Genomic DNA, 12,218 nt, shown 5'->3' with positions numbered 1-12,218 from the left:
CAGGTGCAGCCTCAAGCTGATCGTCGCCCACCGACATACGACAACGGCGCCAAAAGGCGCCGTTGCTTCCATCACTACCGCCAGAACGCGAAGATCACACCCGGCCGAATACCAGCGTCGCGTTCGTACCGCCGAAGCCGAAGCTGTTCGACATCACCCTCTCCAATCGCGCTTCCTGCGTCGAACGCAGAATCGGGAAGCCCTCCGCGCGCGGATCCAGCGTGGTGAGGGTCGCTGCGCCGGATCTGAAGCCGTCGCGCCAGCGGGACGCCGCAACTCCGATGCAGGTCGGTGTATCCGATGCCTATACGGCGCCGCCGGATGCTTCACTATGGCTGGTTAGTGGTGCAGCGCGTATGCCGCCGCGTTGCCGTGCGGCCACCGCCCAGCGCGCGGCGATGTTGGGCGCGGTGATGCACACCGCCCTGTCCGTCACCGTCGTCACCGCCCGCTCCAGCAACTGGATGTCAGCCTCGTGCTGGCGCGCTACATGCGGGTCCTCGAAGAAGATCGCGCGTTGGCAGCGGCCCTCCAGCACACGGTCGGCGATCTGCGCATCCCCTCCCAGGGGACCGCTCTGGAAACGCTGGATCCACGCCTGGTCGCGGGGCCAGCCGCGGCTCCAGGCCAGCTCGTTCAGGCGTTGCCCGGTGGTGCCGGTACCGATGCGCTGGCCGAACCGCGACAGCACGTCGAAGTGCTCGGCGGCGAACGCCAGCATCTGCGGCTTGCGGGCGTCGTGCGCGATCAGTGCCAGGGTCTGGTTGCCCAGGTCGTGGAGATCGTCGGCGCCGGGGTCGGGGGGCAGGCCTGCATGGATACGCTCCATCTCGACCCAGTCGCGGGCGCTGGCCACCGTGGAGATGAAGGGCTTGCCGTGGATGACGCACTGTCGCTTCAGCGCGATGGCCTCGGGGAACACCGATGACGGATCCACCGGATCGATCAGATAGATCGCGCCGTCCAGGGTGCGTGTGGGCGTGCCCATGCCCACGATCTCGGCGACCAGCCTCATCAGTCCGCCGTCGCGGCCGTTCGGGTAGCGTGCCAGGCCGGGCAGGCTGCCGGGGGGCAGGGCACCGGCGATGGCGTCATGGGTGCGGCCGACGGCATGCAGTTCGACGCCGAGCTCGCGGATGCCGCCGGCGCTGGCCCGGAGCCAGCGGAACAGGGCGGCGTCGGCGCGTTCGTGGTGCAGGCGGTTGGCGGCCAGGCCGATGCGCATGGAGATCTCGCTGGAGTGGGAACGCACTGAGTTTACGTGCTGGAGAGGGCCGGACCCGCGGCAGGGGCGCGCGGCCGCAGTCGTCCGCTGTATGCCGCCGCGGTTCGGTGATGCACGCGCACGCGTGCCTGCGCACCGGTGGATGCGCGCCGGCGCGTGCACCGTCGGCCCAGGTGACCACCGGGTGCGTTCCGGTACCCGCGAGGCACCCGGTCCACGCCGCGCGCAATGCGCGCGCCGTCCTTCCCGATTGGGCCCGCACGAACGTACAACGTCGTGGCATCCGGACCTGCGGCCGTGCAACGCACGACTCAGTGCAGCAGCAGCCGGATGATGCTGGCCGCGGCATCGCGCCCTTCGGCGACGGCCGTCACCACCAGGTCGGCGCCGCGGACCGCATCGCCGCCGGCGAACAGGCGTGGATTGTGGGTCTGGTAGGGCAGCCGGCCGGCACCGCCGGTGACGATGCGGCCGCTGCCGGTCGCCTCCACCCCCTGCGATGCCAGCCAGCCGGGCAGGGTGGCGGAGAAACCGAAGGCGATGATCACCACGTCGGCTTCGAGCAGTGATTCGCTGCCTTCGATCGGTTCGGCATTGCGGCGGCCGTTGGCATCGGGCTCGCCCAGCCGCGTTTCCACCACGGTCACGCCGATCACTTCGTCGTCGGCGCCGGCCTCGATGGCCAGCGGCTGGCGGTTGAACAGGAAGCGCACGCCCTCTTCGCGGGCATTGGCCACCTCGCGCGCGGAGCCGGGCATGTTGGCCTCGTCGCGGCGATAGGCGCAGGTCACCCGCGCCGCACCCAGGCGGACCGCGCTGCGCACGCAGTCCATGCCGGTGTCGCCGCCGCCAAGCACCACCACCCGCTTGCCGTTGAGGTCCGGCAGCGTGATCTGGTCTTCCCAGCCGGCGATCGGGCGCCCCTGCGGATCGCCGCCGCCGACGATGCGCCCGTTCTGCACGAGGAACGGCAACGCCGGCAGCACGTTCTTCAGGTCCTGGCCCACCAGTCCGCCGTCGGTATAGCGGTAGGCGCCGGTACCCAGGAACACCGCGTCGTAGTCCGCCTGCAACTGTTCGATGGTGGTGTCGCGGCCGATCTCCACGCCCAGCCGGAACTGTACGCCCATGCCCTCGAGGATCTCGCGACGGTGCGCGATCACGCGCTTCTCGAGCTTGAAACTGGGAATGCCGAACTGCAGCAGGCCGCCGATCTGTTCGTAGCGGTCGAATACCACGGCCTGGATGCCGGCGCGCGCCAGGCGATCGGCGCAGGCCAGCCCGGCCGGGCCGGCACCGACGATGGCGACCCGTCTGCCGCTGGGCTGCACCGCCTGCAGGTCCGGCTTCCAGCCGCTGGCCAGCGCGGTATCCACGATGTACTTCTCGACCGCGCCGATGGTCACCGCGCCGAATTCCTCCAGCGTGCAGCTGCCTTCGCACAGGCGGTCCTGCGGGCACACCCGGCCGCACACCTCGGGCAGCGGATTGGTCGAATGGCACAGCGTCGCCGCCTCGTGGATACGGTCTTCCTGCACCAGCTGCAGCCACTGCGGAATGGCGTTGTGCACCGGGCACTTCCAGCTGCAGTACGGGTTGCCGCAGTCCAGGCAACGGCCGGCCTGGTGCTGCGCATCGGCCTTGTCGAACCTGCCGTAGAGCTCGCCCCAGTCGCCGGACGTACGCAGTTCCACCGGAATGCGCCGCGGCATGGTGCGGGGGAGATCGAGGAACTGGAAGGCTTGCTTGCGGCTCATGGGCAACTCGTGAAGAGGGGGCGGGGGCGGAGCGGGGATGCCGTTGCGGCATCCCCGCCGCGGTCCCTTTGCGTGCGCGCGAAAGGGGCTCCTGGCGTCATGCGGCGTTGCGTAGCGCGGCCGCCAGCGATTCGATGCTCGCGGCCTTGGGTTTGACCAGCCAGAACTTGCCGACGTAGTCGCGGAACTCGTCCAGGATCTGCTGTGCCCAGATGCTGCCGGTCAGCTCGCGGTGGCGGCCGATCAGGGCGTGCAGGTGCTGGCGGTAGTTCTCGAAGCCTTCGGCCGAGATGCGGTGGATGTCGATCAGCTCGTGGTTGTAGCGGTCAACGAAATCGCGGTCCACGTCCAGCACGTAGGCCAGCCCGCCGGTGAACCCGGCACCGAAGTTCAGCCCGACCTTGCCGAGCACGACGACGATGCCATCGGTCATGTATTCGCAGCAGTGGTCGCCGGCACCCTCGATCACCGCCAGCGCACCGGAGTTGCGCACGCCGAAGCGCTCGCCGGCCCGGCCGGCGGCGAACAGCTCGCCGCCGGTGGCGCCATACAGGCAGGTGTTGCCGACGATGGCGGTATTGCGCGCCTCGAAGCGCGCGCCGCGCGGCGGCCGCACCACCAGCCGGCCGCCGGCCATGCCCTTGCCGACGTAGTCGTTGGCCTCGCCCTCGACTTCCAGGTTCAGCCCGCCGACGTTGAACGCGCCAAAGCTCTGCCCGGCAGTGCCGCGGAAGCGCAGGTTCAGCGGCGCGTCCTCCATGCCGTGGTTGCCGTGCGCGCGGGCGACGGCACCGGCAAGGCGCGTGCCCACCGAACGGTCGGTGTTGTGGATCAGGAAGCGGTGTTCGCCGCCGCGCTTGTGCGCGATCGCCCCGGCCAGCAGCCCGTCCATCTGCGTGGCCAGGCTGTCCGGCGACTGGTACAGGCGCTGCGCCGCACAGTGCGAGCCTTCGTAGCGGGCCGGCGCCAGCAGCCGCGAGAGGTTCACCTTGACCCCTTCGCGCGGCGCCACGTCCAGCTGCTCCAGCAGGTCGGTGCGGCCGACGATCTCATCCAGCGAGCGCGCGCCCAGGTACGACAGCCACTGCCGCACTTCCTCGGCCAGCAGCCGGAAGAAGTTCTCCACCCGTTCGGGCAGGCCGGTGAAATGCCCCTCGCGCAGGCGCTCGTCCTGGGTGGCTACGCCGGTGGCGCAGTTGTTGAGGTGGCAGATGCGCAGGTACTTGCAGCCCAGCACGATCATCGGGCCGGTGCCGAAGCCGAAGCTGTCCGCGCCCAGCAGCGCGGCCTTGACCACGTCCAGCCCGGTCTTCAGGCCGCCGTCGGTCTGCAGCAGGGTGCGGCCACGCAGGTCGTTGCCCACAAGTGCCTGGTGCGACTCGGCCACGCCCAGTTCCCATGGCACGCCGGCGTAGCGGATCGAGCTGATCGGCGAGGCGCCGGTGCCGCCATCGTGGCCGGATACGGTGATCAGGTCGGCGCCGGCCTTGACCACGCCGGCGGCGATGGTGCCGACCCCGGCATGCGATACCAGCTTCACCGATACCAGCGCGTCGGGGTTGACCTGCTTGAGGTCGTAGATCAGCTGCGCCAGGTCCTCGATCGAATAGATGTCGTGGTGCGGCGGCGGCGAGATCAGGCCGATGCCCGGCTTCGCATACCGCAGCCGCGCGATCAGCTCGTTGACCTTGTGGCCGGGCAGCTGGCCGCCCTCGCCGGGCTTGGCGCCCTGCGCCACCTTGATCTGCAACACCTCGGCGTTGACCAGGTACTCGGCGGTGACGCCGAAGCGGCCGGAGGCCACCTGCTTGATCTTGGAGCGCTTCTCGGTGCCGTAGCGCGCCGGGTCTTCGCCGCCCTCGCCGGAGTTGGAACGGCCGCCGAGGCGGTTCATGGCGATGGCCAGCGCCTCATGCGCCTCCGGCGACAACGCGCCGAGCGAGATGGCGGCGGTGTCGAACCGCTTGAACAGTGCTTCGGCCGGTTCCACTTCGGCCAGCGGCACCGGCGTGGCCGCCGGCTTGAGCTGCAGCAGGTCGCGCAGCGCCGACACCGGACGCGAATGCACCGCCTCGGTGTAGCGGCGCCAGTCCTCGGCGTTGCCGGTGCGCGCGGCGCGCTGCAGGGTCAGCACCACGTCCGGGTTGTACATGTGGTACTCGCCGTCGTGCACGTACTTGAGCAGCCCGCCGACTTCGGCCGGGGCCAGCGCGTTCCAGGCGCGCGCGGCGAGTTCGCGGGCTTCGGCATCCAGCCGCGCCAGGCCGACGCCGCCGATGCGCGCGGTGGCATCGGGGAAACACAGCCGCACCACGTCCGGGTCCAGCCCGACGATCTCGAACAGCTGCGCGCCGCGGTAGCTGGCCACGGTGCAGATGCCCATCTTGGAGATGATCTTGCTCAGGCCCTTGTAGATGCCCTTGCGGTAACTGCGGCCGATCTGCGAGACCTCGCCGCCCTTCTTCAGCAGCAGGATGCCGCGCCGGCCCATGTCGAACAGGGTCTGGTAGGCCAGGTACGGGTACACGGCGGTGGCACCGAAGCCCAGCAGGCAGGCCATGTGGTGCGCGTCGCGCGCGGTGCCGGTTTCGATGATCAGGTTGATGTCGCAGCGCAGGCCCCGCTGCGACAGGTGGTGGTGCACCGCGCTGGTGGCCAGCAGCGCATGCACCATCGGCCGTTCCGGCACCGGGTAGCGGTCGGACAGCAGCAGCATCACCGCGCCGTCGCGGGCGGCCTGCTCGCATTGCGCGCAGATGCGCGCGATGCCGGCGGCCAGGCCTTCCTCGACGCTGTAGGACAGGTCGATCAGGCGGTTGCGTTCGACGTACTGCTCCATCTTCAGCAACTGCCGCAGCTTGCGCTGGCTCAGTACCGGCGAGTTGAGGATGACGTGGTTCACCGTCTCCGGCCCGGCATGGAAGATGTTGGTCTCCCTGCCCAGCTGGGTGGTCAGCGACATCGCGCAGTCTTCGCGCAGCGGATCGATCGGCGGATTGGTGACCTGCGCGAACGCCTGGCGGAAGTAGTCGTACAGCGGCCGGGTGTGGCGGCTGAGCACGGCGATGGGGGTGTCGTCGCCCATCGAGCCGGTGGCTTCCTGCCCGGTCTCGGCCAGTGGCCGCAGCACCTGCTCCACTTCCTCGGCGGTGAGCTGGAACAGCTTGTGGTAGCTGCGCAGGGTGGCTTCGTCGAACGGCTCTTCGGCGAGCGAGGGGTCGATCAGTTCGGTCTGCAGGTAGGTCACGCCCTGGTGCAGCCATTGCTTGTACGGGGCGCGCGCGCGGTTGATGCGGTCGATGGCGTCGGAGTCGAGCAGGTCGCCGCGCTTGAGGTCGATGGCCATCATCTGCCCCGGCCCCAGCTTGCCCTTGCGCACCACGCGCTCGGTGGGCACTTCCCACACCCCGGCCTCGGACGCCACCAGGAAGTGGCGGTCGGCGGTCAGCATCCAGCGCGCCGGGCGCAGGCCGTTGCGGTCCAGCGTGCACGCCGCGTAGCGTCCATCGCAGGCGACGATCCCGGCCGGGCCGTCCCATGGCTCGCTGTTCAGGCCGTAGAACTCGTAGAACGCGGCGAGGTCGGCGTCCTTGAATTCCAGCGACTGGGTCGCCGGCGGCACCAGGATGCGCAGCGCCTGGATCAGCTCCATGCCGCCGGCCACCAGCAGTTCGAGCATGTTGTCCATGCTCTGCGAATCCGAGCCGTGCATCGAGATCACCGGGTCGAACTCGGCGATGTCGAACCTGGGGGTCTTCCATACCCGGCTGCGCGCCTGCGCCCAGTGGCGGTTGCCCTCGATGGTGTTGATCTCGCCGTTGTGGGCGAGCAGGCGGAACGGGTGCGCCAGCGGCCAGCGCGGCATCGTGTTGGTGGAAAAGCGCTGGTGGAACACCACCACGCTGGCGGCCAGTTCGTGGCGCTGCAGGTCCGGGTAGAACGTGCTCAGCTTGTCCGGCAGCACCATGCCCTTGTAGCTGATGGCGTCGGCACTGAGCGTGGTGACGTAGTAATCGGCGACATCGCGCAGGGCCTGTTCGCTGCGGCGTCGCGCCAGGAACAGCGCCAGCGCGAACTGCGTGGCGTCCTGCCCCGGATCGGCATCGACGAACACCTGCTCGATTCCCGGCAGGGTGTCGCGCGCCAGCTCGCCACAGACGCTGGCATCAATGGGTACCTCGCGCCAGCCGCGCGGATGGCAGCCGGCCGCGCGCAGCTGCGCGTCCAGCTCCCCGCGGCAGCGCTGCGCGGCCGCGGGGTCATGCGGCAGGAACACCACGCCGGCGGCGAAGTTCGGCCCGAGCGCGATGCCGGCTTCCTCCGCCAGCCGCCGCAGGAACACGGTGGGCTTGCGCAGCAGCAGGCCGCAGCCATCGCCGGTGAGGCCATCGGCGGCGACGCCGCCGCGGTGGGTCATGCGCGAGAGCGCGGCGATCGCGGTGTCGACGAGGAGCCGGGAAGGCTGGTCGTCCAGCTGCGCGACCATGCCGAAACCACAGGCGTCGCGTTCGTCTTGCGGGTCGTAGAGCCCCTGGCGAGTGCGGAGGGTCATCTGGGCCTCGTGGTGCGCGGGTGGGCGGCGACACCTCACCCTCGTCCACCGCGGCACCCCATGCACGGCCATGTTGCTGTCGCGTGCACGGCATGCCCGTCACTGGAGCGCAGCGTTGAGGCCACCGGATGCGCTCGACTAGAACACAGATGCTGCGGTGCCGCAACGCATGGTTGCGGCAGCAACCAAACCCTTGCGCCGCAAGGCTTTGCGGCGTGTTCCGGGTCAGCCGCAGCGGACCCCGGTGACCACGTCCTTGTCATCCACTTCGATGTTCAGGCGCTCGCCCAGGAACTCCATGGTGACCGGTTGGTTGGGCTTGAGCAGGCGCAGCTTGGCGGCCCCGGCGTCCTGTCGTGCCTGCTCGGCCAGCGCCTCGGTGTAAGCCTGCCCGACCAGGCCTTCGACCTGGCTGGCATCGCAGCTGCCCACCGGCGGCGGCGTGGTGGCGACGCCCTGGTCCGGGGTGGCGGCGGCATCGGCGGCCTGCTTGGCCTGGTCCAGCGCCTGCTCCTGTTCTTCCGGGGCCGGGCCCTTGCACGCGCCCAGCGCGAGCACGAGCGACAGGGCGGCGATCAGGGCGGTGGGGCGGCGCACGGCGCGCGGCATCGTCGGGATTCGCATCGGAACTCCAGTGCTGATGAAGGACACCGAAGCATATCGCCTGGTTCCAGGCCTGTACCGTCGCAGCGCGTCATCCCGCCTGCATGCGCGGGCGCCGCGTTCAACCGCAGCGCAGCGCGGTGATGGCGTTGCCGCGACCGACCTCGATGGTGAGGCGGTCGCCCCCGGACGTGGCGCTGGCCGGGGTCACCGGCAGTCGCGTGCCACCGCGCACCGTCTGCACCTGCAGGCTGTCGCTGTCCACCCGCGCGCGTTCCACCGTGGCCGGCGAGGCGGCCAGCCCGGCCGCGCCGAGCACCATGTCGGTGTGGCATTGGCCGGAGATGACTCCGTCGATGGGCTGGATGCCGGCGACCGGGGCGCTGCTGCAGGCGGCGGCGGACAGCACGACGGTGCCGGCGAGGATCAGGCTGCGGTACATGGCGGACTCCATGGCGGGGCGGTGTGCCGAGCCTGCCGCCGCCGCCGTGTGCGGGCGATGAAAGCCAGCCGCGACGGCCGCGGCGATGCCCGCCGATAATGCGTGCATCGCCGCATGCGGAGTGGATCGATGTCGCAACAGGAAGGCTGCCGGGTCGTGGTGCTCGGTGGGTACGGGCATTTCGGCGCGCGCATCGTGCGCGCGCTGGCGGCGACCCCGGGCATCACCGTCATCGCCGCCGGGCGCCACCCGCAGCGCGCGGCGGCCAACCTGCCCGGGATGGAGATGGCGCCGGTGCAGTGCCGGCGGCTGGATACGGCCGCGGCGACGTTCGCCGATGACCTGCGCGCGACCGGCGCCGACCTGGTCATCCACACCGCCGGACCGTTCCAGGGGCAGGACTACGGCGTCGCGCGTGCGTGCCTGGAGGCGGGCATGCATTACATCGACCTGGCCGACGGCCGCGATTTCGTCCGCGATTTTCCCGCGCAGCTCGATGCCGTGGCGCGCCGGCACGGACGCAGCGCGATCAGCGGCGCCAGTACCCTGCCGGCCCTGTCCGGCGCGGTGGTCGATGCGCTGCGCGGGCGCTTGGACGTACTGCAGTCCATCGACATCGTGATCGCGCCGGCGCAGGCCACCCCGCTGGGCATGGCCACGGTGCGCGCGGTGCTGTCGTACTGCGGGCAGTCGTTCCGCTGCTGGATCGACGGGCGCTGGCAGCCGGTCGTCGGCTGGGCCGACCCGCAGCCGGTCACGTTCGCGCGCATCGCACCGCGGCTGGCCTCGCCCTGCGACGTGCCCGACCACGACCTGCTGGTGCAGCGCCATCCAGGCGTGTCGACCGTGCGTTTCCGTGCCGCGCTGGAACTGCCGCTGCTGTCGCGCTGCCTGGCGGCCCTGGCCTGGCTGCGGCACCGTGGCGTGCCGCTGCCGATGGCGGCGCTGGCCGGTGCGTTCGCCCGCGCCGGGCGCTGCTTCGATCGTTTCGGCACCGACCTGGGCGGCATGCGCGTGACCCTGCGCGGGCAGCGCGGCGGCGTCGCCCACCGGGTGCACTGGGACCTCACCGCACCGATGCTGCACGGGCCGGAGATTCCCACCTTCGCCGCGGTGCTGCTGGCGCGGCGCCTGGCGCGTGGCGAACCGCTGCCGGTCGGTGCGCAGGCGTGCCTGGGCCTGCTGGACCTGCCGGAGTTCGAAGCCGAATTCGCCCGCTGGCAGATCGACAGCCAGGTGTCCTGAGCGGGCACCGCAACCTGAAGCATTCAGCCCGACACCGGGCGGTATGCCTTCCGGACTATTGACTACATTTGTAGTCATGGCTACCGTGGCGACAAATGTAGTCACGGAGTCGACCATGCGCCGCAAGACCATCGGGGACCAGGAGCTGGCCCTGCTGCAGTACATCGGGGAAAACGAACCGGCCAGCGTCGGCGAAGTCGCCGCCGGCTTCGGCGAGGCGCGCGGCCTGGCCCGCTCCACCGTGCTGACCATGATGGAGCGGCTGCGCGGCAAGGGCTACCTGCAGCGCGCGCAGGACCAGGGTGTGTACCGCTACCGCTCCACCGCGCACCAGCAGGAGGTGGTGAGCAGCGCGGTCGGCAGCTTCGTCGAAAAGACCCTGCAGGGCTCGATCTCGCCGTTCGTGGCGTGGATGTCGGAGAAGGCCGAGGTCAGCGACAACGAACTGGCCGAACTCGAAGCGCTGGTCAGCAGGCTGCAATCGCAGCGCCGGGAGGATTGATCATGGACAGCCTGTTCGAACTGCTGGGAAATCGCCTGCTCGCCACCAGCGTGCAGACCGTCGTGCTCACCGCGCTGGTGTGGGTGTTGTGCCGCTGCGTGCGGCGACTGCCGGCGGCAACCCAGTGCGGGTTGTGGTGGCTGGTGGCGCTGCAGGCGCTGGTCGGCCTGGTCTGGAGCGCGCCGTTGCAGCTGCCGGTGCTGCCGGCGATGGACACCACCGTCGACGTGGTGCAGCAGGCCGCCGCCGCGCAGCCGCAGGCCACCGCCGCACCGTTGATCGTGATGCAGCCACTGCCGCTGGAAAGCGGCTGGTCGTGGTTGCACGTGGTGATGGCGCTGTGGCTGGCCGGGGTACTGGTGATGGCGCTGCGCACCGCCTCGGCCTGGCGCGCCAGCCGCGCCCTGCTGCGCACGGCACGGCCCAGCGACGACCGTCGCCTGGATGCCGCGCTGCAGCTGGCGGCCGAAGCCCACGGCCTGCGCCGCGCGCCGCGGCTGATGCTCAGCGCGGCCATCGATTCGCCGCAGCTGGTCGGCCCCTGGCGGCCGGTGCTGCTGCTGCCGGCGCGTGGCCTGCCGCGCATGGGCGACGACGACCTGGACATGGCCCTGACCCATGAACTGGTGCACCTGCAGCGCCGCGACCTGTGGCTGGGCCTGGTGCCGGCGCTGGCCCAGCACCTGTTCTTCTTCCACCCGCTGGTGCACCTGGCGGCCCGCGAGTACGCCATCGCCCGCGAGGCGGCGGTCGATGCCGCGGTGGTCGCCGGCAACCGCCATTGCCGCCAGCACTACGGACGCCTGCTGCTGCAGCTGGGCGTCAGCCCCCGGCCCGGCGCCGGCCTCGCCAGCGCCTCGCCCACCTACCTGAGCCTCAAGCGGAGACTGCTCATGCTGCAGAACCCCTCGTCCTTCCCGCGCCTGGGCGCGGGCCTGATCGTCGCCGCGGTGGCGCTGGTCGGCGTGCTGCCGATGCGCCTGGTGGCCATGCCGGCACCGCCGTCCCCGCCGTCCCCGCCGCCGGTGCCCGCGGCCCCCGCGGTACCGGCCGTGCCAAGCCCGCCTGCCGTGCCCAAGGGCGACCATTCGGTGGTGCACACCGTGATCAGGGCCAAGGGCACCGCGCCGGCGCTGCCCGCGCCGCCGCCGCCGGCAGCCCCGGCCGCCTCCAAGGCCCCGCCGGCCCCGCCGGCACCGCCCGCGCCGCCCGCGCCGCCCGCGCCGCGGGTGTCGACCCATGGCGTGATCCATCTTTCGCAGAGCCCGAGCAGCAACGGCTATGTGCTGTTGAAAGACGAGCACAGCGTGATGAACGGCTCGATGGCCGATCTGGAGCAGGCGCGCCGGCTGGACGACGGCAATGGCGTGCTGCTGCTGCGTCGCGATGGCCGCGCCTACGTGGTGCGCGATGCCGGGGTGCTGTCGCGGTTCGAGCAGGCCTTCGCCGAAACCACGCGGCTGGGCGAGCAGCAGGGCCGCCTCGGCGAGCGCCAGGGCAAGCTGGGCGAACGCCAGGGCGAGATCGGCGGGCGCATGGGTGACATCGGCGCCAGCATCGGCGAGCTGGCCGCGCGTCAGGCGGAACTGGCGTTGGCCGCGCACGGCGGGGATGCCACGACGAGCCGCGAACAGGCCGAAGCCGCCCGCCGCGAGGCCGAGAAACTGCGCGCGCAGATCGACACCCCGGCCATGCGCGAGGAGATGCGTGAACTGGCGCGCCGGCAGGCGGAACTGGGCAGGCAGCAGGCCGAGCTGGGTCGCCAGCAGGCCGCCGCCAGCGTGCGTGCCCAGCGCGAGGCCGAGCGCCTGATCCAGCAGGCGATCCGCGACGGCCTGGCGCAGCCGGTCCGCGGGTGAGGGGTCCTCGCCGGCGCGGGTCGGCGCCGGCAT

8 protein-coding genes are annotated in these 12,218 nt (G+C 71.0%); 3 read left to right on the top strand and 5 right to left on the bottom strand.

What is annotated here, in order from left to right; translation table 11 throughout:
- Positions 1 to 304: 304 nt before the first annotated feature.
- The 5 genes from MKP15_RS14595 to MKP15_RS14575 all read right to left on the bottom strand — a co-directional run bounded on the left by MKP15_RS14595 (position 305) and on the right by MKP15_RS14575 (position 8,579).
- Positions 305 to 1,225, bottom strand: coding sequence for a methylglyoxal synthase (locus MKP15_RS14595; protein ID WP_240213207.1), 921 nt, complete (start codon positions 1,223 to 1,225; stop codon positions 305 to 307).
- A 311-nt stretch (positions 1,226 to 1,536) separates the two neighbouring features.
- Positions 1,537 to 2,982 carry an FAD-dependent oxidoreductase gene (locus MKP15_RS14590; RefSeq protein WP_240213202.1) on the bottom strand — a complete coding sequence of 482 codons (1,446 nt, stop codon included), beginning with the start codon at positions 2,980 to 2,982 and terminating at the stop codon, positions 1,537 to 1,539.
- Positions 2,983 to 3,079: 97 nt separating this feature from the next.
- Complete coding sequence (gene gltB, locus MKP15_RS14585; protein ID WP_240213201.1) at positions 3,080 to 7,534, bottom strand: glutamate synthase large subunit; 4,455 nt, start codon at positions 7,532 to 7,534, stop codon at positions 3,080 to 3,082.
- Between the two features lie 225 nt (positions 7,535 to 7,759).
- Positions 7,760 to 8,143, bottom strand: a complete 384-nt coding sequence (locus MKP15_RS14580) for an I78 family peptidase inhibitor (protein ID WP_104937631.1) — start codon at positions 8,141 to 8,143, stop codon at positions 7,760 to 7,762.
- Between the two features lie 115 nt (positions 8,144 to 8,258).
- On the bottom strand, positions 8,259 to 8,579 hold the full coding sequence (locus MKP15_RS14575) for a hypothetical protein (RefSeq protein ID WP_240213200.1): 321 nt from the start codon (positions 8,577 to 8,579) through the stop codon (positions 8,259 to 8,261).
- Between the two features lie 129 nt (positions 8,580 to 8,708).
- Between MKP15_RS14575 and MKP15_RS14570 the strand changes: the two genes are divergently transcribed.
- The 3 genes from MKP15_RS14570 to MKP15_RS14560 all read left to right on the top strand — a co-directional run bounded on the left by MKP15_RS14570 (position 8,709) and on the right by MKP15_RS14560 (position 12,185).
- Positions 8,709 to 9,824, top strand: a complete 1,116-nt coding sequence (locus tag MKP15_RS14570) for a saccharopine dehydrogenase NADP-binding domain-containing protein (RefSeq protein WP_240213199.1) — start codon at positions 8,709 to 8,711, stop codon at positions 9,822 to 9,824.
- Between the two features lie 115 nt (positions 9,825 to 9,939).
- Positions 9,940 to 10,326: a BlaI/MecI/CopY family transcriptional regulator gene (locus MKP15_RS14565; RefSeq protein ID WP_161615559.1), complete on the top strand. Its 387-nt coding sequence runs from the start codon at positions 9,940 to 9,942 to the stop codon at positions 10,324 to 10,326.
- A gap of 2 nt (positions 10,327 to 10,328) precedes the next feature.
- Positions 10,329 to 12,185 (top strand): M56 family metallopeptidase, encoded by a 1,857-nt coding sequence (locus tag MKP15_RS14560; protein ID WP_240213198.1) that lies wholly within the window; start codon positions 10,329 to 10,331, stop codon positions 12,183 to 12,185.
- The last annotated feature ends 33 nt before the right edge of the window (positions 12,186 to 12,218 follow it).

It is taken from the genome of Stenotrophomonas sp. Y6 (assembly GCF_022436665.1).
In the GTDB taxonomy this organism is placed as follows: Bacteria; Pseudomonadota; Gammaproteobacteria; order Xanthomonadales; family Xanthomonadaceae; genus Stenotrophomonas; species Stenotrophomonas acidaminiphila_A.
Note: the sequence above shows the minus strand (reverse complement) of the source record. Positions and strands in the feature narration are given on the sequence as shown.

Bases quoted from the DNA above. Each gene is read 5' to 3' on its own strand.
- MKP15_RS14560 (WP_240213198.1), top strand. From the start codon at position 10,329: ATGGACAGCCTGTTCGAACTGCTGGGAAATCGCCTGCTCGCCACCAGC.
- MKP15_RS14570 (WP_240213199.1), top strand. From the start codon at position 8,709: ATGTCGCAACAGGAAGGCTGCCGGGTCGTGGTGCTCGGTGGGTACGGG.
- MKP15_RS14575 (WP_240213200.1), bottom strand. From the start codon at position 8,579: ATGTACCGCAGCCTGATCCTCGCCGGCACCGTCGTGCTGTCCGCCGCC.
- MKP15_RS14580 (WP_104937631.1), bottom strand. From the start codon at position 8,143: ATGCCGCGCGCCGTGCGCCGCCCCACCGCCCTGATCGCCGCCCTGTCG.
- MKP15_RS14565 (WP_161615559.1), top strand. From the start codon at position 9,940: ATGCGCCGCAAGACCATCGGGGACCAGGAGCTGGCCCTGCTGCAGTAC.
- MKP15_RS14595 (WP_240213207.1), bottom strand. From the start codon at position 1,225: ATGCGCATCGGCCTGGCCGCCAACCGCCTGCACCACGAACGCGCCGAC.
- gltB (WP_240213201.1), bottom strand. From the start codon at position 7,534: ATGACCCTCCGCACTCGCCAGGGGCTCTACGACCCGCAAGACGAACGC.
- MKP15_RS14590 (WP_240213202.1), bottom strand. From the start codon at position 2,982: ATGAGCCGCAAGCAAGCCTTCCAGTTCCTCGATCTCCCCCGCACCATG.